This is a genomic window from Sinorhizobium chiapasense (genome assembly GCF_045277575.1).
In the GTDB taxonomy this organism is placed as follows: Bacteria; Pseudomonadota; Alphaproteobacteria; order Rhizobiales; family Rhizobiaceae; genus Ensifer; species Ensifer chiapasense_A.
Genome location: NZ_CP144205.1, coordinates 807,754 through 829,898, shown reverse-complemented (window position 1 = coordinate 829,898; position 22,145 = coordinate 807,754). Strand labels below are relative to the sequence as shown.

Here is a 22,145-nt window from a genome sequence, read left to right as displayed (position 1 = left end):
CTTGATGCGCGGATCAATTTTCCTGCCCGTCGCCGCCGTCATCGGCGCTGCGCTGCTCACATCGCCAGCGCTTGGTTCCGAAACGCCGGAACGAATACCGGTCCCGACGCATAGACCCGACAAACCTGGCAAGGCTGCGCAAGTTGCCGCCGACGAGACTACCAATGCCATTCCGGCAATCGCCGCGCCGGGCGACAGCGATTTGAAGGCGGGGCTCGACGCCCTCTCCAACCGGCAGCCCGCGGCCGCGATTGCCGTGCGCAACGCGATGAGCCGCGACGCGCTCGACCGTCACATCCTGACCTGGGCGATTGCAGTTTCCGGCCAGCGCGGCATTCCCTCCTATGAGATTGCCGATGCCCAGCGCGAACTACAGGGTTGGCCCGGCTTGAAATCCCTGCGCGCCAATTCGGAGCGGGCGCTCTATCGCGAAAACCCGCCGGCACCCGACGTCCTCGCCGCCTTTGGCGACACGCAGCCCGAGACAACCGAGGGAACCCTCATCCTTGCTCGCGCGCTTGTCGCCCAGGGACAAACGGATGCGGCTGCGAAACGGTTGCGCGAAATTTGGCAACGGGACGCACTCGACAAGGACATGGAGACCCGGATCCTGGCGGAGTTTTCCGGCCTGCTGACGCCCACCGATCACCAGCGGCGCATGGCTATGCTTCTCTACCGCAACCGTGTCGAACAGGCCGAACGTTTTGGCGACCTCGGCAAGGCGCAGTCGCTCTATCGTGCCTGGGCAGCGGTCAGCCGCGGCAACGACAAGGCAGATGCACTGATCGCGGCGGTCGACCCTTCCTGGCGCAAGGATCCCGCCTATCTTTTCATTCAAATCGAGTTCCTGCGCAAACAGAAGAAATACGAGGAAGCAGCCAAGTTGCTTGCCCGTATGCCGAAGGACAAAGGGGTACTCATCAACCCGGGCGAATGGTGGGTCGAACAACGCGCGGTCAGCCGGGGCCTGCTTGACGCGGGCGACTTTGAGGGCGCCTACCGGATCGCGGCCAGTCATCTGGCAACGGATGCGACCGATATCGTCGATGCCGAATTCCACGCGGGCTGGTATGCGCTTCGCGGCATGGAAGATCCGGCGATCGCCGCCCGCCATTTCCGCCGTATCCTCGACGTCTCCAACCGCCCGCTTTCCGCTTCGCGCGCCTGGTACTGGCTGGGCCGATCGGCCGAGGCTGGCGGACCTGGCAATGCCAGCGAGTGTTTCGCCAATGCGGCGCGCTATCCCGGAACGTTCTACGGGCAACTGGCCGCCGCCCGGCTTGGCCGCAAGACGCTGAACGTCGCCTACCCTGCCCCGACGGCAGATGACCGGACAAGATTCGAGAATCGTGAAGCGGTGCGTGCGATCACCCGGCTTGAAAGCGCCGGCCACGCCTGGCGCGCCGACAGTATCTACCGTGCGCTTGCGGAGGAGTTGACCAGCCCCGGCGAACTCGCGCTGCTTTCGGCGCGGGCAGAGAAGGCCCGCAACCATCAGCTTTCGCTCCAGATCGGCAAGATTGCATTCGGACGTGGCATTGATGTCGCCGCCCTCGCCTTCCCGGTCGGCGTGATCCCTTCGAGCGCCAATATCGACGGCTCCGGCAAGGCGCTGGCCTATGCGATCGCGCGACAGGAAAGCGCCTTCAACCCTGCAGCCATCTCGACGGCCAATGCCCGCGGCCTGCTGCAACTAATGCCGGGAACCGCCAAGGGCGTCGCCAGCCGCTACGGCCTTGCCTATTCGCAGGATAAGCTGACCAGCGACGCCGGCTACAACGCCACGCTTGGCGCGCACTATCTCGGCGAACAGATCAGCAGCTTCGGCGGGTCCTATATCCTGACCTTCATTGCCTATAATGCCGGTCCGCGCCGGGTTCCGGAATGGCTAGGCCGCTACGGCGATCCGCGCGGCAAGCCGATCGACGAAGTCGTCGATTGGATCGAGCGCATCCCCTTCCAGGAGACGCGGAACTATGTGCAGCGGGTCATGGAGAACTATCAGGTTTACAAGTCGAGGCTCGGCCAGACGGCCGACATCGTCGAAGATCTGAGAATGGGGCGGCAATAGTTTGAGTTCAGATGCCGCGATCAAGCAATTGTGATAGACGCTGCCGGCACAAACGACGATTTCAGCCATTTCCTTCCTGAAGGTCCGATGTTTCCTGAAGGAAAATGGTGAGCGCGATGAAGACATTGACAATAATTGCCCTGTCGTTGGCGACGGCGATGAGCAGTGTCCCGCCAGCCGAAGCCTTCCCCACCGCTCCGCAGGTTGCCTCTCAGTCGAGCGATGTCCAACGGGTGCAATTCTCCTACGAGCGAGGTGAGGAGCGCAAGAGCGGTCGCAACTGCTGGCCCAATTGCAGAGGCTACTATCGGGATGGCCGACACGGCTACTATCGGGACGGCTACTATCGGCACGGATATTATCGGGACGGCTACTATCGAAACCATTATCGCCGATACTATCGCCACCACGATAATGATTTCGGCGCATTTTTCGGTGGTCTCGCCGCGGGTGCGATCGTCGGCGGCTTGTTGAGCCAGCCGAGATATTATAACGGTGGCAGCGCCCATACGCGCTGGTGCTACGCACGCTATCGGTCCTATCGAGCCTGGGACAATACCTATCAGCCCTATGGCGGCCCAAGACGTCAGTGCTATTCGCCTTACTGACAAGGCCTAATGGCCGGCCATTGGTCCTGTGGGAGCGATGGTTTCCTTGCCGAAGTATCACGATGAATCGCCGCGGTAGCTCCCCGAGGTTGTGATTCGCGACTGCGCGGCCTGTGGCGCTCGCCAGAATGCTCTCCGACATCACCGCTTCCCCTTTCCCCTTCAACGGCTACGATCCGACCGGTTTTGAAGGAGACTGAGGATGGATCAAGGCGCGTTTCGCGAACACCGCTTCTGCGGGACCGGCGGCTTGCAACTCTACGCACGGACCTACGGTCCCGAGCCTCGGCCGTCAACGGCGATACCAATCGTCTGCCTGCCAGGGCTTACGCGCAACAGCCGCGATTTTCACGAACTCGCCACCTTTCTCGCATCCTCGCCCGGGGGCGGACATCCCATAGTCACCCTCGACTATCGCGGCCGCGGCAACTCGGAGCGAGACGGCGACAAGAGCCGTTATGCGATTGCAATCGAAACCTCCGACGTCATCGCCGCCTGCGCCCATTTTGCTATCGATATAGCCATATTCATCGGCACGTCCCGCGGGGGACTGATCCTGCACCGCTTGATAGGTGACGCCCCCGGCTTGATCGCAGGCGCCATCTTCAACGACATCGGACCGGTCGTTGAAATTGAGGGATTGATGGGCATTCGGGACTATCTCAACAGGGCAACCGGACCAGTAAGTTGGACAGCAGCGCCCGACTATCTGAAAGCCCTGCATGGGGACGATTTCCCGATCCTTCGCGATTCCGATTGGCAGCAGATGGCCAGGGCGATCTATCGGGACGAAGGCGGCGTGCCTGTCGCCGATTTTGACCCGGCAATCGCACAGCAATTGCTGGGCCTGACGGCTGAAACGCCGTTACCCGATCTCTGGCCCCAATTCAATGTCATGGCAGAGATCCCGCTCATGGTTATCAGGGGTGAGCACTCACGGCTTCTCTCGCAAGCAACGGTTCGGGAAATGAGTAAGCGGCATCCGGGAATGGTCGAATTCACCGCGCTAGGCCAGGGGCATGCGCCATTGCTGCATCTCGATGGCCCTCGGGAAGTGATTTCCGCTTTTCTCGACGGCATTTGCGTCGGCGCCAAACCGCGCTCGACCTAAGCGGCGCCCCAGCACGCGCTGACGATCGATTTTCATGACATTGGCGCGCATCCGCTGGAGATCCGTCGAAGATTGACTGAGACGACCACCCAATTGCGACGCGTCGAGAAAACGGAAAAGCCCGGCTCGAAGGCCGGGCTTCTCTCTTCTGACCGAAGCCAGACGATCTTAGAAGTCGCGCTGCAGGCGGACGAAGCCGAATACCTGGTCGTCAGCGTTGTCAGCATCTTCGTACTGAACCGAAACGCGGGTCGCGAGGCCTTCGGTGATCTTGTAGTCAACCGTTACACCAGCGCGCCATGCATCGTCGTTGCCGAAGTCAAGAAGCGAAGTCTGCAGGCCATCAAAGTACTGAACGCCGGGGGTGATAGCGAGCTTTTCGGTAGCGTTCCAGCGATACGAAGCTGCAACAGACCACTCGGAAGCGTTCCAGTAGGTGTTCGGGTTGGAAGCCCAGATACCAGCAACCTGGAAGACGCCCGGGCCGAGGTCAGCCGAGAGCAGAGCGCGGAGCGCGCCCTCTTCCCATTCGGTGTCGTAGCCGCCGAGCAGGTCGAAGGAAACACCGCCGACCGAAGCCGAAACGATACCGGAGATGCCGACGCCGTTAGCCTTGGTGGACCAGCCTTCGAGCTCATCAACCGAGATACCGGCCTGGAACGAACCGCCGTCATAGAGGTAGGCGATCGAGTTGAACTCGGTGACGTTGCCGAGCGAGTCGGTTTCGCCGTTCAGGCCCTTATCCCACCAGTTGTAGAAGAAACCGGCCTTGAGGCCACCGAGCTGGATGTAGGCTTCGTCAACGTCGATGAAGTCGCTGTCGCCCGAGTCGGTGTCGTTGTCGGCGTTGAACTCAGCAGCGAAGAAACCGGTGAGTGTGCCGTACTCGGTGTCGCTCTTGGCATCGAACGAGATGTAAGCGCGCGAGAAGGCATCCCAGTCCGACGTGGACTGATCGTTTACACCGTTGTCGTCGAAGTCGAAGTCGCGCTGGTCGTAACGGCTGGTCGAAGCACCATCACCAAACGACGTCTGGAAACGGATGAAGCCGCCGATCTTGAGGCAGGTCTCGGTGCCCGGGATGTAGAAGTAGCCGGTGCCGAAAGCGTCGCAAACGCGAACGTATTCCATGGGCTCCGGCTCGGCTGCGACGATTGCGTCGGCTGCCTGGGCGCCGGAGACTGCTGCGAGAGCAGCAGCGGAGCCGAGAAGAAGGCTCTTGATGTTCATTTCTGACCTCCAGTCAGAATCGGAAGGTTTTCCGCATCTGACTGGGTTGGCTCCCAAGCTAAAACTCAGCGCAATCGAGCCCGCACGTGGGTCATGCTGGGGGTTGGTAGAGGGGTGTTATTTCAAATGGCGTTCTAGCACCGGCACGCACATGTCGAGATCATGCGAGGCCAGATGGGCGTAACGCATTGTCATCTCAAGCGTCTGATGGCCGAGCCACATTTGAACTCGCCGTAAGTCGATTCCACCGCGCACCAGACGAGACGCGCAGGTGTGTCGTAGAACGTGCGGAACGATATCCTCTTCATCGCCCAGTCCTGCGTCCAACTTGGCTGCATTCCAGACCGCGCGATATTTTTGGGGGTCGACCGACGAGAATGGTCCCGGAGCTCTGTCCGCAAGCATTTCCATCGCATCTTTTGCTCTGGAGGTCAGAGGCACTGTGCGGCTGCGTCCAGATTTGGTGACCCAGAAGGTCACTCGGCCCTCATAGATGTCATTACATTTGAGGGCGATGGATTCGCCGAGGCGGGCGCCGGTGTCCACCAGGAATATGGAAAGCTGCAAGTAGAGGTCTGAACGGCTGCCAATCTCTCGGAACAACGTTTCCTCTTCGGCAGCCTCCAGGAAGCGGAGGCGTCCGGCTCGTTCTTTTTGCCGTCTGAACTCGGGCAAACTGTGGATGTCACCCATCTTGTACGCTTTCCGCAGCAACTTGCTCAGCGCCGCCATCTTCCTGTTGATGGTTGCGTTGCTGTTGCTGCGTTTGCGTAGTGCGCCGATGAGGCTGTCGAGCATGTCTTGTGAGAAGGTGGAGAACCTGGCGCAGATCAGAATCTCGTCAAGTTCGCCGATGAAGGCTTTCACATTATATTTGTGGCTGCCCTCTTCCCACAAAATATCGGCATAGCGCTGAAGCAGTTCCCCCAGGGTGGTTTCCTTCACCACTCCGATCGGGCGTTGCGGGCTAAAGCTGTAATTGACTTCATATCCCGAACGCAGGTCCGGAAAGCTGAAGTCGCCCGCCTGTTTTTCAGCGTCCTGTCCCACGCTCACAGTTTCCCTCTTCCTCTTGCGAATGAGGCCGAGAAACCGGCTTGCGTTCAAGCCAACGTCTTCACCCTGGGCGAATCCGGTGGCCCGATGACATGCAAACGTTGCGAAACAGCAACAGCCCGCAACTCGAAAGAGCTGCGGGCCACGCTTCTGACCGAGGTCAGACGATCTTAGAAGTCGCGCTGCAGGCGGACGAAGCCGAATACCTGATCTTCTTCGCCGTCAGCATCTTCGTACTGAACCGAAACGCGGGTCGCCAGGCCTTCGGTGATCTTGTAGTCCAGCGTTACGCCAGCGCGCCATGCGTCGTCGTTGCTGAAGTCCGTGAGCGAGCCGTGGCTCAGACCGTCGAAGTACTGAACGCCGGGGGTGATAGCGAGCTTGTCGGTGGCGTTGAAGCGATACGACGCAGCAACGGTCCACTCAGACTTTTCCCAGTAAGCGTTCGGGTCGGAAGCCCAGATACCAGCGAGCTGGAAGACGCCCGGGCCGAGGTCAGCCGAGAGCAAGCCGCGGATCGCGCCTTCTTCGAGTTCGGAGTCGTAGCCGCCGAGCAGGTCGAAGGAAACGCCGCCGACCGAAGCCGAAACGATACCGGAAACGCCGATGCCGTTCGGCTTGGTGGAGGTGCCTTCGAGTTCGTCGATCGAGAGACCAGCCTGGAACGAACCGCCGTCGTAGAGGTAGGCGATCGAGTTGAATTCGGTGAAGTTGCCGAGCGAGTCGGTTTCGCCGTTCAGGCCCTTATCCCACCAGTTGTAGAAGAAACCAGCCTTGAGGCCGCCGAGCTGGATGTAGGCTTCGTCGACGTCGATGCGGCTGTCGCCGGCGTCGGTGTCGTTGTCGGCGTTGAATTCGGCAGCGAAGAAGCCGGTGAGCGTGCCGTACTCGGTGTCGCTCTTGGCGTCGAACGAGATGTAAGCGCGCGAGAAGGCATCCCAGTCGGACGTGCCGGCGTCGCCCCAGCCCTGACGACCGTTGACTTCGTCACGACCAAACGAGGTCTGGAAACGGATGAAGCCGCCGATCTTGAGGCAGGTTTCGGTGCCCGGGATGTAGAAGTAGCCAGTGCCGAAAGCGTCGCAAACGCGAACGTATTCCATGGGCTCCGGCTCGGCTGCGACGATTGCGTCGGCTGCCTGGGCGCCGGAGACTGCTGCGAGAGCAGCAGCGGAGCCGAGAAGAAGGCTCTTGATGTTCATTTCTGACCTCCAGTCAAAAGTTTCAAACGGGTCTGGGTATTTTGCTGAAGGACAGCTTTCCCTGCCCCATCCCCAACGTTCAAGAAGTCGGACGATCAACCGCCCTTGCTTCCGGAGTTGAAAATACAAGACCCGATCATCGGCGCAACGTCCAACTAGCGAGATCACGTGCTTTGCATCGCCCTTCGCCGAACCCTGTTGCTGAAACGACACAAAATCGCCGCAGACCCCTTGAGAAAATTAACAAAGCATTAAGAAAATCCTTTGCTGGCAGGGGTTTAGCGTAATGGGAATACGCGCAGCCTGTTTCAGAAAGAGGCAGAAAGCGGCCCAAAATGGGGGAAAGCGCGGCCACAAATGCCGACTCCACCTCGGCGGCAAACGGCTGAAACAGCATTCTCTCCAGGAAACGAGAACGGGACGGACGGTTCGAGACCGAAAGAATCATCAGAATCAATGCCGAGATTCGCAAACGAAACGCATCCTTGATTCTGACCCAGCGAGAATCGCGGCCGCCGACCGCAGGAAGAAGACGTCAATGGACGAACAGACGGACAGAGATTTCGAAAAGAGTTGATGCGCGCACGAGAGAGCGAGAGAGTCGACGGTCTGGCCGACTTGCCGGAAAGCCCGGTAGCGTTGCGCCAAACAGTTTGCGGATCTTGAGATGCGCTGACCGATCGGTTCCCGCACTCGGTGCGCTGCGCCATCAAATGCCCAAGTTGGCGGGAGCCATCATCACTGTCTTTACGAAAGCAAGGTATTGCAGACCATCGACAATCCGTTCGGCACGAGATTGTCTCCCATGTCTTAGGGACAAACTGTCACCTATGTCTCCGGGCTGGACAAGAAAAGGGATGGCGGAGAAGAAGGGATTCGAACCCTCGATACCGTTTCCGGTATACTCCCTTAGCAGGGGAGCGCCTTCGACCACTCGGCCACCTCTCCGTTAGCGCCTGACTAGTGTCACTCAGCGGCCAATGCAAGATTTTTTTGTCGTTTTCCGGCAATTCCCCTCATTTTCCGCGTGGGCCTGCCCGGCAGGAAGTAAGCATGCGCGTTTATCGACAGGCCGCTCCTCAAGCTGACCAGGAAGCGCCGGAACGTTTCGGCGTCCGCCGACGTCTGATTCTCGCGCGCGATGAAAATGGAATTCGAAGAGCCGCGCCTTTATCTCTTATGTCTCAAGACTTGCTTGCGAGGCGCTCGATCGCCTGTTGCGTGGCGGCACCGAAGTCGCCGTCAATCGGTCCGCCGTAATAACCGCGATCTCGAAGCAGCACCTGCATTTCCTTGCGGAAGTCCGGCGTGAAATTGTTGGGCTGCGTCCGCAATTCTTCAAGCTTGGCCGGATCGCCGCCCTCGATGCTCGCCGCCGCCCAGCGAACCGCCTCCTTCGCATCCGCCTTGGTGCCGAGGCCGTAATCATAAAGTCGGCTCAGATTGCCCATGGCATAGGCGCTGCCGGCATTCGCTGCCATCTCATACCAGGTGCGTGCCTGCACATAGTCCTGCGAGACACCGTTGCCGATATCATAGAACCAGCCAAGCAATGCCATGGAATAGGAATCGCCCATATTGGCCGCCTTCTCATACCAGACCTTGGCTTCGTTGTAGTTCTGCTCGGTCCCCAACCCGTTCTGATAGGCCCAGCCGAGCGAGGACATCGCATTGGTGTCACCGCTCTCAGCCGCCTTTTTGTACCAGGAGAGCGATTGCGCCAGGTCCTTTGGGAGGCCAAGCCCTTCCCGGTAGAACCACCCCATCGTCGCCATGGCGTTCGCATAACCCTGGTTGGCCGCCAGTTCATACCATCTGGCTGCTTCGGCATAGTCCTGCATGATGCCGCCATAGCCCTCACGGTAGAGCCAGCCGAGGGACGCCTGGCCGTAGGCGTTGCCGCCCCTGGCTGCCTGCTCGAACATGCGCTTGCCCTGGTCGACGTCCACCGGACCATCGGTCCCATAGACTGAAAACCAAGCGAGATTCGTCAGCGCATACAAATTGCCGCCGTCGGCGGCCTTCCGGTAGTTGCGCCGCGCGTCAACATAATTGCGGCCGGCATCCTGCGCCCGACCCAGCATGTTGACGAGCATCATATCGTCCGGATTCTCGTTGACGGCCTGGGCGCAGGCGGTCAAAGCCCGCTCGGAATCGAGCTTCAGGAAATTGACCCCGAGGAAGCCCGGCATCGATTGCGGCTCCCCTGCGAGCAGATAGCAATCGCGCGAGGCCTGCGTGTCCTTGCCGGTCGGCGAGACGTTGAGACCCTTTTGCGGTTCCAGCGCCGCGATCTGCTGCTCGGCCTCGGCCTTGTGGCTGCTATCCGGATAGCGCTCGATAAAGCGCGTCAACGCCGCAGCATCGGTCGACTGCTTCAGTGCCTCCCAGGCAATTTCGTCGGGAGCCACACTCGACGTCTGCTCCGCCTCAGTCAGGCGTTTCAGCTTCTTTTCGGCGAGCATCCTGTACACGGGATCCGACCCATGCTTCGCCAGGAACGCCGCGATCAGATCCTTGTCGGCGAGGTCGCGAATATTTTGCCAGTCGGCGGCGGCTTCCGATTGGCTGTTTGGCGAGAGTTGGCCGCCGTCGTTGGCGATGTTGATGTTCACCTCTTTGATATTGAGGAAGATCTGCGCCCCACCGAGCGACCCATAGACGAACGGCTCCTGGCCGCGATTGGTCACCGACACCACCTCGTCCCGCACCTTGCCAAGCGCAATGCGAACGTCAACGCCCGGCTCGGTCAGGTATTTGGCGAGCGCAGTGGCAAAGGGACTGTTCTTTCCTTCACCGTCGAGCGCGACCGTGCCGGCCTTCGAAGCAAAGGCGACGAGCAGGTCGGCCGATTCCGGTTCGACACGCGCCAGTCCGCGCGACACCGCCCTGGTCGAGATCGAGCGTGTCATGCTTTGTTCAAAGGGATTGTTGCGGCACGCGTCGAGGATGACGAGCTTGAGCTTGGTCGCACCTTCAAGCGAACGCTGAACCCGGTCGAGCCCGATCGCCTCGTCTTCGACGTCCTTGTCCGTTTTCAGTCGCACGTCGACGGGAAGCAGAAAATTCTCGCCGTTCATCTCCATGCCGTGACCGGAATAATAGACGATTGCCACTTCGGCGCCGGTCGCGAGATCCTCGAAATCGCGCAGCGCCTTGACCATGTCCTGGCGACCGACGTCGTGCACCGTCGTGACCGAATCGAAACCGGCATCCTCGAAGGAGGCCTTCATCAGTTCCACGTCATTGGCCGGATTGTTGAGCGGCGACGTCGCTTCATATTTCTCGTTGCCGATCAACAGCGCGACGCGCTTGGCAGCCCATGCATCGGCCATCGGCACAAACAACGCGATACAAAGAATAGAAAGCGGCAGCCAGTGCCGCGAATGCCTCGTGAACATGCCATTCCCTCCGGCACCGACCATCGTTCTTCGCCTTGCCCGGTTTGAACGACCGACGATGCCCTCGCCCATCTGCCCCTCGGAATCACCACATCGGGCGCTCCGGTCATGCCTGACGAAAGTATTACGTATGAGATGGGGGCTTTCAATGTGCGCACGCGTCATAATTTGCTCCGTGAGGCGCGTGCGCAGAGCGCAAGGTCGAAGCAAGTCGATGCACTTAGCTGAGACATGATAGCGGCACAGCCGTCGATTCCATCGATGACGAAGCTGCGAGGGTTACGAAGGGCTGTCGGTCTCGGAGCTTGCCATGTCCATGAAGATGCATGTCGCGGAAGGAAAGCCCGGCCAGGTTGCAACGACGCATCAGCACTATTTCGTCGAGCGGCCCTGCCGCATCCTCGTCATTGGCCAGCACCTGAAAGCGAAGACCAAATATCAATGCCTGCTGCGTCATATCTCGATTGCCGGCGCGATGCTCGACTTCAATGCTGCGATCCCGCTGCCGAAGCACTTCTTTCTGGAGATCGAAGGTTTCAAGGAGGAAATCGGCTGCTCGCAGGTTCATCGAGAAGGCACCGAACTCGGCGTGCGCTTCAACATGCTGCTCTCGCCGGATTTCCTGAGACGCCTCATCCGAATCCAGTTCTCCAGCGGCGGGCTCTGATTCTGAACGCAAAACGCGCGACATTAGATTTTTAGTGATCGATTTCAGGGGATTGCAAGTTTCTCCTGCGAAAGTGATTCTATCATTGGTGGAGTTGGGCCACTGCGATGTGGGGCAAATGAATTGTCCTGGATTGCCGAATGCGTTCGGGAGACGATCGCATGCGCAATCCGGCTCTGGCGGAGAATAGCGCATGTTGCACCAGACAATGTATTCCTGCGTCCCTTCGCCATTCTACGAGCGACGCTACGAACGCTTCTCCGTCGCCCACGCGGGTACGGTGACCTCGGTCCGGCCAGGACTCGGCGGCGTCTCGGTCAGGCCATGCCGAATGATCGACATATCGCGTGGCGGAGCCAGCTTTGCGGTCGATACCACCATCGGACTGTCGCAACATTATTATCTGCACATTATCGGCACGCCGCTCAGAATCGGCTGCGCCGAGGTCTATCGCAACGGCGAGCGCATCGGTGTCCAGTTCATTAAGCCGATCGAACAGACCTTGCTGCGCGAGATTATCCGGCAGGATTTCTTTACCGGACAAAACGGCAAGGCGGCCAAATCGCGCTGATTGCAGGACAGCAATGGCGTACCGCAATGAACAAAGGAATTCCGGCAGCTTTTCTCGTCAGGGCGATTCCGAATTGCGGCAGCTTGCGCTAAGTTCCCCGGACTTTCTTCGAACGGGGCCCATTCTCCAGCATGTCCGCTTTCTCTCGCTTCACGCCGCTCATCCAATCCCTTCCGTCTACAATTCCGTTCGTCGGCCCGGAGGCAATCGAACGGCAACGTGGGCGAGCCATCGCAGCGCGCATCGGCGCCAACGAAAGCGGGTTCGGTCCGGCCCCAAGTGTTCTGGCGGCAATCAATGAAGCGGCCGGCGGAACGTGGAAATATGCCGACCCGGAAAACCACGACCTGAAACAGGCAATCTCTGCGCATCTCGGCACCACGCCGGCCAATATCGCCATCGGTGAAGGCATAGACGGATTGCTCGGGCAGATCGTCCGCATGGTGATCGAGCCAGACATGCCGGTCGTCACATCGCTCGGCGCCTATCCCACCTTCAACTATCACGTCGTCGGCCATGGCGGCCGACTGGTTACGGTACCCTATGCCGAAGACCGAGAAGATCTCGAAGCTTTGCTTGCAGCGGTGAAGCGGGAAAATGCGCCGCTCGTCTATTTCGCCAATCCCGACAATCCGATGGGAAGCTGGTGGCCGGCCGAGCGTATAGTCGACTTCGCCCGGGCCTTGCCGGAAACAACGCTCCTTATCCTGGATGAAGCCTATTGCGAGACGGCGCCGGCCGAATCCCTGCCGGCCATAGATGCCTTGATCGATCGTCCGAACGTCGTGCGCACGCGCACCTTCTCGAAAGCCTATGGGCTTGCAGGGTCGCGCGTCGGCTATGTCATCAGCACGCCGGGCACGGCGCAGGCCTTCGACAAGATCCGCAACCACTTCGGCATGAACCGGATCGGTGTCGCGGCAGCGATGGCCGCGCTCGCGGACCAGAACTATCTAAAGGAAGTAATTGCGAAGATCGCAGCGTCACGCCAGCGCATTGCAGCCATTGCCGCGGACAACGGCCTCACGCCGCTTGCCTCCGCCACCAATTTCGTGGCGATCGACTGCGGCCGGGATGCCGTCCATGCCCGCGCGATCGTCGATACACTGATGAACGACCATGGCATCTTCATCCGGATGCCGGGCGTGGCGCCCCTCAACCGCTGCGTCCGTGTCAGCACCGCACCGGAAGCGGAGTTGGCCCTGTTTGCGGCCGCCCTGCCCGAGGTTCTGAAAAAGCTGGCCTGATCCGGCTTTCAGATTCCTGCTGTCGTGCGGCGCTCACACTGAGTGCCGCCGCATCGGTTCAATGAACCGTCATCCATTCGCGAGCGGCGCGAAGCGCTGCGGCGAGATCTACCTTGCTCATCGTCATCGCCAGGTCGGCGCGCAGGTCGACGGCGCGGTCGCAGCCCTTGATCGCCGCGATGTTCAGCCACTTGTGGGCGGCGACGAGATCGACCGGGCGTCCGTGGCCGGTCGCATAGGCCAGACCCATTTCACAGAAGATTTCCGCCTGGTTGTCACCACCCATCGCGGCATCCGAAGCAATCTGCATATCAAAGCGTGCCATTGTCTTGTCCCTGTCTTGCCTGGTTGGTTTTCCGAAGCGGCCCGCCCGTTTGGAGCGGGCCATGCTCCAGATCAGCACTTGTTTTGGTCCCTGTTCGACCTTGCCTCTTAGTGGGCCTTTCCGAAGCGCACCGTCTTTTTGCGGCGTCGTCTTCGGCGGTTTGTCGGAGCGTTTTTGTCCGCTCGTCTTATGGGCTCCAATATGCAGCAGGGCTTTCAATGCGCGCTTAAAATGCATGCTTAATTTGCGACAAACAAAGTTCAAACGCTTGGTAAACTTGAGTTTTTGTTAAACATCGGAAGGCCTGGAATCCGGCGCATTCGCCTCAAAATTTACGAAAAATTCAACTGCCGATTTCAACCAAACGCTAACCACGAAAAGATCGACGGTGGCGGAGCCGCCAGGAAATCCTGGCTTCGACCTGCTTGAAACGGCCAAGAAAAAGCACCGAAAGCCGTCATTGGGCTTGTTTGCCTTTACGTGCGCGTAAGCTATCGTGCGCGCGGCGGTGAGGAGCCTGCCTTTGCACACGAGGACATCTCATGAGCTGCCGGCGGAGCGGACCACGCCGGCAGCCTCGATCTGGAGGACTGGAATGATAAGAACCTTGCTCATGACCGCGACGCTCGCCCTTGGCATTGCCGGGACGGCGGCAGCGGCAGAATCGATCGTCGGCAACTGGAAGACCGCAAGCGGAGCAACTGCAGAGATCGCTCCCTGTGGCGGTGCGTTCTGCGTGACGCTGAAGACCGGCAAGCATGCCGGCAAGCGCATTGGCAACCTCTCGGGCACCGACGGCAGCTATTCGGGCGAAATTACCGATCCGGATACCGACAAGACCTATAGCGGTTCGGGTTCCGTCGACGGCAATTCGCTGAAGATGAAGGGCTGCGTCCTGAAGGTGCTCTGCAAGTCACAGATCTGGACGCGCCTCTAAGCAACTTCGTTGCACGACGCACGACCATCGAAGAATTGAAAGGGCGGCCACCGGCTGCCCTTTTTGCATATGCTTTCCGTTGGCCTGGCCGCCCTGTTCCGCCAGGCTCGGCATTTCCCGGCTCGCGCGACAGCGGCCCAAATGCAACCGAAGATGAACGCCAGATGAACGGACATCTCAGCATCAATTCAGTTTGGGTATGCGAAAACACACTCAATCGATTTGAACCTGCCTCCAAACAACGGACAGAACCATGGATATCCTTGCTCGGCGCCTCACCATCATCAGCCTTCTGATGGTCGTTTTCGCTGTAACTCTCGCCGCTGCCGTCAGCGCGGACACCGAACGTCGCCGCAGCAACACCTACCTCGGTTCGCTGACGGATTGCACCGCGCACACGGCGCAATACTGCCAGGCCAAACTCTAACCCGGACGAGACGGGCTGCGCCCTGCCCCGCCGCCAAGTGAAACCGATCACCTCGTGATCTGATGGAGAGACGAACATGCTGGCCGCTTTTTCGACATCCGCGTTTCTCTCGCTGCGCGTGCTTGCGCTGGCCGGCCTGTTGATGGCACCGGTCGGAGCGCTTGCCTACTCCAAGGCCAACGGCGCCGGCATCGGCAAACAGGGCGCCGGTCTTGTCCTCTTCGTGACCCTGCAGCGCCAGTCCATGACCTGAGGCGGGACACCCAAACGGAATCGCATGAAAAAGGGTCGCGCCCCTTTGTTCTTCCGGCTTGCGCTTGGCGTCGCGTCTATATCGCCGCCTCGCTGCTCTGGCTGTGGCTGGCGGAGGGTGTCAAACCGGACCGCTGGGATCTGACGGGCATGACGGTCGCACTCCTCGGCAGCGCCATCATCCTTGCCAGCCCGCGTTGAACCCGTCGATACGCCAATCGCGACACAGTTGCGCGCGCCGATATCTTGTCGTTTGCTTGTCAGAAGCCGCAGCCTATAATGCGACATGAACAAGCGAATCTCTTCACACTCCGTCCTTTCCGTCGCAACGCCTGAGCCTTTCGAGCCGCAGTATTTCGACGATCCCGCCGCTGCCGTCGATTGCCTCGAGGCGCTTTACGAGCGTAATACCCGCTTCCTCTGCGAAGCTTTCGAGGGTCTGGGGAAAACCGACAAGCCCCTGACGCGCTATCGCGCCTGCTACCCTCAGGTCAGCATCGAGACGAGCAGCTTCGGCCACGTCGATTCCCGTCTGTCCTTTGGCTATGTCAGCGCCCCCGGCGTCTACACGACCACGATCACCCGGCCAAAGCTCTTCCGGCACTATCTGAAGGAACAGCTCGGGCATCTGATCCGCAACCACGGCCTCGGCATCACCGTTTCGGAATCGGCGACCCCGATCCCCCTGCATTTTGCCTTCGGCGAGGGCGCCTATGTGGAGGCCTCGGCGGCAAACACCATCGACATTCCGCTGCGCGATCTGTTCGATGCACCCGACCTGACGACCACCGACGACGAGATCGCCAACGGTTCCTACGAGCCGGGTCCTGGAGAACCCTCGCCGCTCGCGCCCTTCACGGCCCAGCGCATCGATTATTCGCTGGCGCGCCTTAGCCATTACACCGCGACAAGCGCCACGCACTTCCAGAACTTCGTCCTCTTCACGAACTACCAGTTCTATGTCGATGAGTTCTGCGCCTGGGCCCGCCAGCAGATGGCCGAAGGCGGCAACGGCTACACGGCCTTCGTCGAGCCCGGCAACATCATCACGCCGGCCGGCTCCGACAGGCCGGAGACCGATTATCCGCTCGCCCGGCTGCCGCAGATGCCTGCCTATCACCTGAAGAAGAAGGGACACGGCGGCATCACCATGGTCAATATCGGCGTCGGCCCGTCCAATGCAAAGACGATCACCGACCACATCGCGGTGCTGCGGCCGCATGTCTGGCTGATGCTCGGCCACTGCGCCGGCCTTCGCAACAGCCAGCGCCTTGGCGACTATGTGCTTGCGCACGCCTATATGCGCGAGGACCATGTGCTAGACGACGACCTGCCGGTCTGGATCCCCCTGCCGGCGCTCGCCGAAGTCCAGGTGGCGCTGCAGGATGCCGTTGCCGAGGTTACCGGCTACCGCGACTACGATCTCAAACAGATCATGCGCACCGGAACCGTCGCGACCATCGACAACCGCAACTGGGAGCTTCGCGACCAGCGCGGCCCGGTCAAGCGGCTGTCGCAGGCACGCGCCATTGCGCTCGACATGGAATCGGCGACGATCGCCGCCAACGGCTTCCGCTTCCGCGTACCCTATGGAACGCTGCTTTGCGTGTCGGACAAGCCGCTGCATGGCGAACTGAAGCTGCCGGGCATGGCGACCGCCTTCTACAAGACGCAGGTCAGCCAGCACCTGAAGATCGGCATCCTCGCGCTGCAGAAGCTTGCGTCCATGCCGCCGGAGAAGCTGCATTCCCGCAAGCTCAGAAGCTTCTACGAAACCTCGTTCCAGTAATCATTGGGACTCCCGCAATCACGGCGGGGAGCCCAATTCACACTGCCACGGGATTGCTCAGCGTTTTCTCCCCAACACCATCGACAGCATCGTGCCCGCCACCGCGGACACGATGATCAAAAGATGCGCGTTGACGCCGGCGGCCGCCAGCTGCTCCAGCCCCGCACGATCGGCGGCAGCGCCGAAGGATACCGCGCCGGCCGCGATCGCCGCCGGATAGGTCCCGACGCCCGCGGGCGCATGCATCGGCAGCACCGAGGAGAGTTCGCCGCCGAGGGCGCCGCCGAAACAGGCGGCCAGCGGCGCGACGCCCATAAAGGCCAGCACCCAGGCAAGAACGATAACCTTGACCGCCCAGTTGAGGATGGTCATGCCCCAGGCGCGCAGGAACGCGATGATGTTGACGGGGACACCCGCCTCCAATTCGTCGACAATCGCATCGAGCTTTGTCGGCAGCAGCCGGCGCGCCAGCGCAATCATTTGATCCTTCAGAAGAAAGAAGAGAAGCGGCGAGACAAACGCAGCCAACCAGACGATCCACAGGACGGCCGATCCACGGCCGATGACGAGGCCAATGGCGGCAACGACGAGAAGAGCGTGCAGGTCGAGCAGGCGCATCACCAGGAGCGCCGACGTGCCGCGTGCAAGTGGCACGGAAAACTCCGAGCGCATCAGGAGCGGAAAGCTCGTCTCGCCGGCGCGAAACGGCAGCATGATGTTCAGGAGGTTGTGAACCTGGGTGACGCGGAAAAGCGGCAGGAAACGCCCCGCCGTCTCGTTCGGGAAATAGTCGTAGATGCGATAGCAGCGAATGAAGTATGTCGCGACGAGCAAGGCCAGCGCTGATGCCGCAGAACCGAAACCGATCTCGGACCATTGCCTCAGCAGCGCCGCCCATCCCCAGAACCATTCGACGAAGGCGGCGTAGGCCGCAATGGCACCTGCCGACAGCAATGTCATCCGGTTGCGAGCGAGCCAGGATCGCCCGTCGGACTGGCAATCCGAAGTCATCAGATCTCGATTTCCCGTGTTGAAACGCAAGAATGAACGTTGGTTATCACTGATAACTGTGCAAGAAAACGATTATGTAAGCGCAATCCCAATCTTGCGGCAATTGCAAGCGCCGCATGCACGAGCTGTTCCTATGTACTCCATCGAACTATCCGTCGTCATTCCCGTGTTCAACGAGGAGGACAGCATCCAGCCGCTGATTACACGGGTCCGCGATGCGCTGGCGACGTTTCCGTCTCCTTGGGAACTGATCCTCGTTGACGACGGCAGCACCGACCGAACGCTTGCAAATGCAAGAAAGGCCCTTTCCGATCCTGACCTCGATCTCAAGATCGTCGAATTGCAGAAGAACTTCGGGCAGACGGCGGCTATGCAGGCCGGCATCGACTCTGCCGCCGGGCGGCTGATCGCCACGCTCGACGGCGACCTGCAAAACGATCCGGCCGATATCCCCGAAATGGTCAAGGCAATCGAGGAGCGCGAGCTCGACCTGCTCGTCGGTTGGCGAAAGAACCGGCAGGATGGCCTCTTGCTCCGAAAGATTCCCTCCTGGTGCGCCAACCGCCTGATCGGCAAGATCACCGGCGTCAGGCTGCATGATTATGGTTGCAGCCTGAAGGTATACCGGACCTCCGTCATCAGGCAGGTGAAACTGATGGGGGAAATGCACCGCTTCATTCCCGCCTGGGTCGCCGGCGTGGTGCCGAGCAGCCGCATTGGCGAGATGCCTGTAACCCACCACGCACGGCAGCATGGCCAGTCGAAGTATGGGCTTTCCAGAACCTTCCGGGTGATTCTCGATCTGCTGTCGGTGCTCTTCTTCATGCGATACAAGGCGCGCCCGGGGCACTTCTTCGGCTCGATCGGCCTGGCGACAGGGGCGCTCAGCGCGCTGATCCTGATCTATCTCGGCTTCGATAAGTTCATCCTCGGCAACGATATCGGAACGCGACCGATGCTGATCGTCGGCGTCATGCTGTTCCTCTCGTCCGTTCAGCTGATCACGACAGGCATTCTCGCTGAAATGATGGCGCGAACCTATTTCCGCGACGACGGCACCACCAACTACATCGTGCGGCAGGTCTTCGTGCGGGACCCGGCCGATGCTTGACGTCGTCAACCGTCGGCCAAACTTCGTCGTTGCACTGATCGCCGGCTATTTCCTGTTCTGTATCGGTTTGCGCCTCGCCATTTCCACATCGCTCGAAATTGACGAGTCGGAACAAGCCTTCGTCTCGCAATTCCTGATGCTCGGCTATGGTTCGCAGCCCCCCTTCTACAACTGGCTGCAATACGGCCTCACCTCGGTTTTCGGGCCATCGCTTGCGACGATGACGGTGCTCAAGAACGGGCTCCTGTTTCTCTGCTGTCTCTTCTACGGCCTTGCGGCGCGCGAGGTCCTCAACGACCGGCGCCTGACCGCCATCGCCACGGTCGGCGTTCTGACCTTTCCGCCGATTTTCCTGCTCGCCCAGCGCGACCTTTCGCATACGGTCGCTGCACTGTTTGCCGTATCGCTGTTCCTCTACTGTTTCCTCCGGACGATGACGCGGCCGAGCCTCTTCGCCTACGTCATGACCGGCGCTGCCGTCGGCATCGGCGTCATCTCGAAGTATAATTTCGCGCTCGTCCCAGCCGCCGCGGTTCTTGCGATCCTGCCGGAGCCGAAGCTTCGCGCCCGGCTCTTCGACTGGCGCATCCTGGTTGCGGTCGCCATCTGCACGCTGATTGCGCTGCCGCACGGCTACTGGATCCTGGAGAATCTCGGCGCCGCCTCGCGAAATACCCTGAATGAGATGGGAACGGCCCAACAAACGAGCTACCTGAGCAAGGCGCTCAAGGGGATTCTTGCGCTGATTGCCGCCACGCTTCGCGGCGCCGCCATTCCCTTGGTGGTCTTCGCTCTGGTGTTCCGCAAGGATCTGCCGGCCATCTGGCGAGCTGGGAGCCCGTGGACACGCGTCACCGGGCGCATGTTGCTGCTCTGTCTCGGCGCCGTGCTGTTGATCATGCTGGCCGTCGGCGCCACCCACATGCGCGAGAAGTGGCTGGTTCTCTTTCTCGTCCTGCTGCCGCTTTACCTTGCCCTCAAGGTGGAGGCTTCCGGCGTCGACACTGCACCCAGCGTCCGCCCGTTCCTGGCGCTCGCCGCCTTCATCATTGTCACGACATTGGTGGTCGTCTCGGCCCGCGTGGTCGTTCGCCCCTGGTTCGGCAAATTGTCGAGGCTGAGCATCCCCTACAGCACCCTTGTCGATACCGTGGTGCAACAGGAGGGAGCCGAGCCGGCGATGGTCATCGCCTCGGACAAGCTGATTGGCGGCAACGTGCGTACGCGCCTGCACGGGGCCAAAGTATTCGTGCCGGGAAACAGCAGTTCGACGATCGAGCATCTGGCCGGACCGCTGCTTGTGGTCTGGAGCGACAACGGCAAGCTTGATTCTCAGCCACCTGAATGGCTTCCCGACGTGTTGAAGTCGCTCGGTGTGCCGGAGGCGGCGATGAAGCCGCGGCAACTCGCCGTGCCCTATCTCAATGGCGATCTGCCGGACCGCTATGGCTTCGGCTACTTCTGGATCGCCGATCCGTCGCGGTCGGCGCCAACGAGCAACTTGAGTTCACCCGGGTGAATGCGCAGCGCGACGTCGCGGCCCATCGGCAGGAGTTCCCCGTCGATGACGCAGTTGATCTTGCGCTCCACCTTCGGAAAATGCAGGTCGAGCGCATGACCGCTCATGGCGGTGATCAGCGGGCTGTCGCGAAATTTGCCGCGCATGACATCGAAAGCGAGCTTGGCCACGCCCGGCGGGCTCAGGGGCGGCGCCGTATAGAAGCCAAGGTGGCCAGCGGTGACGTCGTCGGCATACATCAGCGTATCGCGGCCGAACGGGTTGTTCGAGACCGAGACCGCCGAAACATGACGGCTCTCCTTGTGGCCGTCGACATCGAACTCGATTTCGAAATCGGGGGGATTGAGAATAACGCCGAACGCCGCGCGGGTGCTTGCGGCGATCTTGCCTGCTCTCGAACGAAAGCTGAAGGACTCGCGATAGCGCACCATGCGGGCATGGAGGCCCATGGAAAACTGGTGCACGAAGGCCCGGCCATTCGCACTGCCGATGTCGCCGTCGATGATCACGCCGTTTGCCAGCACCTCCGGCACCTTCCAGATGTCAAGCGGCAGTTTCAGCGTGCGGGCAAAAAGGTTCATCGTCCCGGCGGGAACGACACCAAGCGGCATGCTGTTCTTCCAGGCGACCCCGGCGGCCGCGGAAATCGTGCCGTCTCCACCACCGGCGAGGATCGCATCGAGATCGTCGCGGCGGCACGTGCGCTCCAGGGTCTCGCGCATCTCGCTTCCGGAAACCGCTGCAATCTCGATCTGATGCCCCGCATCGTGAAAGACTTCCTCGACCTTCCGGCCATAGGCCGCCATATCCGTCGTGCGGAAGGTTCCGCCATCACGATTGAAGATCGCCTTGATTTTCATGAATGGGTCACTGGCTCCGTTGCCGCGGCAATGCTGCTCATCGCGATCAGATAATCGCGATTGCGGCCAATTCCAGAACCTTACTGAAACTTAACGGGAATCGAGCGCGTGCCGATCCTCCCTGAGATCCGCAACGGATCGCCGTTCAACGGGGCTCAGGTAACTTGAGCGGCCCGCCCGTCTTGATCGACCGGATCGCGAAGTTCGAGCGTATGTCGGTCACGCCCGGCAGGGCCAGCAAAGTCTCGGTCAAGAGCTTCTCGTAAGCCGGGAGATCCTCGACGACGACCTCGGCGAGGAAGTCGGCATCGCCCGAGATCAGGAAGCAGGACACCACCTCAGGAATGGCAAGCAGCGCCTCCTGCTGCAATTGAGCGTTTTCGCGGCTATGGCGCCCGACCTTGATCTCCACGAAGACCGTGAGCCCGAGGCCGGCCTCCTTGCGGTCGATATCAGCCCGATAGCCACGCAGAATGCCGGATTTTTCCAGATTGCGGATGCGCCTGAGGCAAGGCGACGGCGAAAGATTGACCTTGTCGGCGATCTCGACGTTCGTCGCACGCGCATCCTCCTGAAGGATCTTGAGGATGGCGAGATCGAACTTATCAAGATTTGGCATGATCACAAACTTCAGAGGTCATTATTGGCACATTGTTGCTGACAGTAATCTATTTCAGGCATAAATCGCAAGGACATGCCCTGGCTCCAGGGCGTAATCTTCCTTCCAGACCCAAAAGCCCCTCAAATATC

The 22,145-nt window shown here is 60.3% G+C and carries 20 protein-coding genes, 1 tRNA gene and 1 pseudogene; 13 read left to right on the top strand and 9 right to left on the bottom strand.

Going from position 1 to position 22,145, the window contains the following annotated elements; all coding sequences use genetic code 11:
• Nucleotides 1-4 precede the first annotated feature (4 nt).
• The 3 genes from QM996_RS04010 to QM996_RS04000 all read left to right on the top strand — a co-directional run bounded on the left by QM996_RS04010 (nt 5) and on the right by QM996_RS04000 (nt 3,790).
• Nucleotides 5-2,071 carry a lytic transglycosylase domain-containing protein gene (locus QM996_RS04010; protein ID WP_500269395.1) on the top strand — a complete coding sequence of 689 codons (2,067 nt, stop codon included), beginning with the start codon at nt 5-7 and terminating at the stop codon, nt 2,069-2,071.
• A 116-nt stretch (nt 2,072-2,187) separates the two neighbouring features.
• Nucleotides 2,188-2,679 carry a BA14K family protein gene (locus QM996_RS04005; protein ID WP_500269394.1) on the top strand — a complete coding sequence of 164 codons (492 nt, stop codon included), beginning with the start codon at nt 2,188-2,190 and terminating at the stop codon, nt 2,677-2,679.
• A gap of 202 nt (nt 2,680-2,881) precedes the next feature.
• Entirely contained in the window at nt 2,882-3,790 is a 909-nt protein-coding gene (locus tag QM996_RS04000; RefSeq protein WP_500269393.1) for an alpha/beta fold hydrolase, read from the top strand.
• A 168-nt stretch (nt 3,791-3,958) separates the two neighbouring features.
• Here QM996_RS04000 and QM996_RS03995 read toward each other — a convergent pair whose 3' ends face one another.
• The 5 genes from QM996_RS03995 to QM996_RS03975 all read right to left on the bottom strand — a co-directional run bounded on the left by QM996_RS03995 (nt 3,959) and on the right by QM996_RS03975 (nt 10,679).
• A complete protein-coding gene (locus QM996_RS03995) occupies nt 3,959-5,020 on the bottom strand; it encodes a porin (RefSeq protein ID WP_500269392.1) in 1,062 nt (353 codons plus the stop codon).
• A gap of 117 nt (nt 5,021-5,137) precedes the next feature.
• Entirely contained in the window at nt 5,138-6,070 is a 933-nt protein-coding gene (locus QM996_RS03990) for a tyrosine-type recombinase/integrase (RefSeq protein WP_500269391.1), read from the bottom strand.
• 176 nt (nt 6,071-6,246) lie between these two features.
• Nucleotides 6,247-7,278 carry a porin gene (locus QM996_RS03985; protein ID WP_500269390.1) on the bottom strand — a complete coding sequence of 344 codons (1,032 nt, stop codon included), beginning with the start codon at nt 7,276-7,278 and terminating at the stop codon, nt 6,247-6,249.
• An 858-nt stretch (nt 7,279-8,136) separates the two neighbouring features.
• Nucleotides 8,137-8,226, bottom strand: a tRNA-Ser gene (locus QM996_RS03980).
• A 236-nt stretch (nt 8,227-8,462) separates the two neighbouring features.
• Nucleotides 8,463-10,679: a caspase family protein gene (locus QM996_RS03975; protein WP_500269389.1), complete on the bottom strand. Its 2,217-nt coding sequence runs from the start codon at nt 10,677-10,679 to the stop codon at nt 8,463-8,465.
• A 310-nt stretch (nt 10,680-10,989) separates the two neighbouring features.
• Between QM996_RS03975 and QM996_RS03970 the strand changes: the two genes are divergently transcribed.
• The 3 genes from QM996_RS03970 (at nt 10,990) to QM996_RS03960 (ending at nt 13,164) form a co-directional block, all read left to right on the top strand.
• On the top strand, nt 10,990-11,346 hold the full coding sequence (locus QM996_RS03970; RefSeq protein ID WP_500269388.1) for a hypothetical protein: 357 nt from the start codon (nt 10,990-10,992) through the stop codon (nt 11,344-11,346).
• A gap of 193 nt (nt 11,347-11,539) precedes the next feature.
• Nucleotides 11,540-11,917 (top strand): PilZ domain-containing protein, encoded by a 378-nt coding sequence (locus QM996_RS03965; protein WP_173515987.1) that lies wholly within the window; start codon nt 11,540-11,542, stop codon nt 11,915-11,917.
• A gap of 131 nt (nt 11,918-12,048) precedes the next feature.
• The gene (locus QM996_RS03960) at nt 12,049-13,164 is read left to right on the top strand and encodes a pyridoxal phosphate-dependent aminotransferase (protein ID WP_500269387.1); all 1,116 of its coding nucleotides are present in this window, start codon (nt 12,049-12,051) and stop codon (nt 13,162-13,164) included.
• Nucleotides 13,165-13,222: 58 nt separating this feature from the next.
• Here the strand turns inward: QM996_RS03960 and QM996_RS03955 are convergent, their stop codons facing one another.
• Nucleotides 13,223-13,489 (bottom strand): sel1 repeat family protein, encoded by a 267-nt coding sequence (locus tag QM996_RS03955; RefSeq protein ID WP_173515985.1) that lies wholly within the window; start codon nt 13,487-13,489, stop codon nt 13,223-13,225.
• Between the two features lie 595 nt (nt 13,490-14,084).
• Here QM996_RS03955 and QM996_RS03950 point away from each other — a divergent pair.
• From QM996_RS03950 to QM996_RS03930, 5 genes and pseudogenes are all read left to right on the top strand, one after another.
• A complete protein-coding gene (locus QM996_RS03950) occupies nt 14,085-14,426 on the top strand; it encodes a DUF2147 domain-containing protein (RefSeq protein ID WP_500269386.1) in 342 nt (113 codons plus the stop codon).
• Between the two features lie 253 nt (nt 14,427-14,679).
• Nucleotides 14,680-14,853, top strand: coding sequence for a hypothetical protein (locus QM996_RS03945; protein WP_034804185.1), 174 nt, complete (start codon nt 14,680-14,682; stop codon nt 14,851-14,853).
• 76 nt (nt 14,854-14,929) lie between these two features.
• Nucleotides 14,930-15,106 (top strand): hypothetical protein, encoded by a 177-nt coding sequence (locus tag QM996_RS03940; protein WP_500270378.1) that lies wholly within the window; start codon nt 14,930-14,932, stop codon nt 15,104-15,106.
• A 62-nt stretch (nt 15,107-15,168) separates the two neighbouring features.
• A pseudogene (locus QM996_RS03935) lies at nt 15,169-15,306 on the top strand (YnfA family protein); the annotation flags it as partial.
• An 85-nt stretch (nt 15,307-15,391) separates the two neighbouring features.
• Nucleotides 15,392-16,894 (top strand): AMP nucleosidase, encoded by a 1,503-nt coding sequence (locus QM996_RS03930; protein ID WP_500269385.1) that lies wholly within the window; start codon nt 15,392-15,394, stop codon nt 16,892-16,894.
• 57 nt (nt 16,895-16,951) lie between these two features.
• Here QM996_RS03930 and QM996_RS03925 read toward each other — a convergent pair whose 3' ends face one another.
• A complete protein-coding gene (locus QM996_RS03925; protein WP_500269384.1) occupies nt 16,952-17,905 on the bottom strand; it encodes a lysylphosphatidylglycerol synthase domain-containing protein in 954 nt (317 codons plus the stop codon).
• A gap of 133 nt (nt 17,906-18,038) precedes the next feature.
• Here QM996_RS03925 and QM996_RS03920 point away from each other — a divergent pair, with 133 nt between their 5' ends.
• Complete coding sequence (locus QM996_RS03920) at nt 18,039-19,016, top strand: glycosyltransferase family 2 protein (protein ID WP_500269383.1); 978 nt, start codon at nt 18,039-18,041, stop codon at nt 19,014-19,016.
• Nucleotides 19,009-20,535 (top strand): ArnT family glycosyltransferase, encoded by a 1,527-nt coding sequence (locus QM996_RS03915; protein ID WP_500269382.1) that lies wholly within the window; start codon nt 19,009-19,011, stop codon nt 20,533-20,535. The genes QM996_RS03920 and QM996_RS03915 overlap by 8 nt, the downstream gene beginning before the upstream one ends.
• Here QM996_RS03915 and QM996_RS03910 read toward each other — a convergent pair.
• The gene (locus QM996_RS03910) at nt 20,472-21,395 is read right to left on the bottom strand and encodes a diacylglycerol/lipid kinase family protein (protein WP_500269381.1); all 924 of its coding nucleotides are present in this window, start codon (nt 21,393-21,395) and stop codon (nt 20,472-20,474) included. The genes QM996_RS03915 and QM996_RS03910 overlap by 64 nt on opposite strands.
• Nucleotides 21,396-21,540: 145 nt before the next feature.
• Nucleotides 21,541-22,014, bottom strand: coding sequence for an Lrp/AsnC family transcriptional regulator (locus QM996_RS03905; RefSeq protein WP_500269380.1), 474 nt, complete (start codon nt 22,012-22,014; stop codon nt 21,541-21,543).
• Nucleotides 22,015-22,145: the final 131 nt, after the last annotated feature.

What these genes read in the sequence shown, in the direction of transcription:
- QM996_RS04010 (WP_500269395.1), top strand. Translation starts at nt 5, where the DNA reads ATGCGCGGATCAATTTTCCTGCCCGTCGCCGCCGTCATCGGCGCTGCG.
- QM996_RS04005 (WP_500269394.1), top strand. Translation starts at nt 2,188, where the DNA reads ATGAAGACATTGACAATAATTGCCCTGTCGTTGGCGACGGCGATGAGC.
- QM996_RS04000 (WP_500269393.1), top strand. Translation starts at nt 2,882, where the DNA reads ATGGATCAAGGCGCGTTTCGCGAACACCGCTTCTGCGGGACCGGCGGC.
- QM996_RS03995 (WP_500269392.1), bottom strand. Translation starts at nt 5,020, where the DNA reads ATGAACATCAAGAGCCTTCTTCTCGGCTCCGCTGCTGCTCTCGCAGCA.
- QM996_RS03985 (WP_500269390.1), bottom strand. Translation starts at nt 7,278, where the DNA reads ATGAACATCAAGAGCCTTCTTCTCGGCTCCGCTGCTGCTCTCGCAGCA.
- QM996_RS03975 (WP_500269389.1), bottom strand. Translation starts at nt 10,679, where the DNA reads ATGTTCACGAGGCATTCGCGGCACTGGCTGCCGCTTTCTATTCTTTGT.
- QM996_RS03970 (WP_500269388.1), top strand. Translation starts at nt 10,990, where the DNA reads ATGTCCATGAAGATGCATGTCGCGGAAGGAAAGCCCGGCCAGGTTGCA.
- QM996_RS03965 (WP_173515987.1), top strand. Translation starts at nt 11,540, where the DNA reads ATGTTGCACCAGACAATGTATTCCTGCGTCCCTTCGCCATTCTACGAG.
- QM996_RS03960 (WP_500269387.1), top strand. Translation starts at nt 12,049, where the DNA reads ATGTCCGCTTTCTCTCGCTTCACGCCGCTCATCCAATCCCTTCCGTCT.
- QM996_RS03955 (WP_173515985.1), bottom strand. Translation starts at nt 13,489, where the DNA reads ATGGCACGCTTTGATATGCAGATTGCTTCGGATGCCGCGATGGGTGGT.
- QM996_RS03950 (WP_500269386.1), top strand. Translation starts at nt 14,085, where the DNA reads ATGATAAGAACCTTGCTCATGACCGCGACGCTCGCCCTTGGCATTGCC.
- QM996_RS03945 (WP_034804185.1), top strand. Translation starts at nt 14,680, where the DNA reads ATGGATATCCTTGCTCGGCGCCTCACCATCATCAGCCTTCTGATGGTC.
- QM996_RS03940 (WP_500270378.1), top strand. Translation starts at nt 14,930, where the DNA reads ATGCTGGCCGCTTTTTCGACATCCGCGTTTCTCTCGCTGCGCGTGCTT.
- QM996_RS03930 (WP_500269385.1), top strand. Translation starts at nt 15,392, where the DNA reads ATGAACAAGCGAATCTCTTCACACTCCGTCCTTTCCGTCGCAACGCCT.
- QM996_RS03925 (WP_500269384.1), bottom strand. Translation starts at nt 17,905, where the DNA reads ATGACTTCGGATTGCCAGTCCGACGGGCGATCCTGGCTCGCTCGCAAC.
- QM996_RS03920 (WP_500269383.1), top strand. Translation starts at nt 18,039, where the DNA reads ATGTACTCCATCGAACTATCCGTCGTCATTCCCGTGTTCAACGAGGAG.
- QM996_RS03915 (WP_500269382.1), top strand. Translation starts at nt 19,009, where the DNA reads ATGCTTGACGTCGTCAACCGTCGGCCAAACTTCGTCGTTGCACTGATC.
- QM996_RS03910 (WP_500269381.1), bottom strand. Translation starts at nt 21,395, where the DNA reads ATGAAAATCAAGGCGATCTTCAATCGTGATGGCGGAACCTTCCGCACG.
- QM996_RS03905 (WP_500269380.1), bottom strand. Translation starts at nt 22,014, where the DNA reads ATGCCAAATCTTGATAAGTTCGATCTCGCCATCCTCAAGATCCTTCAG.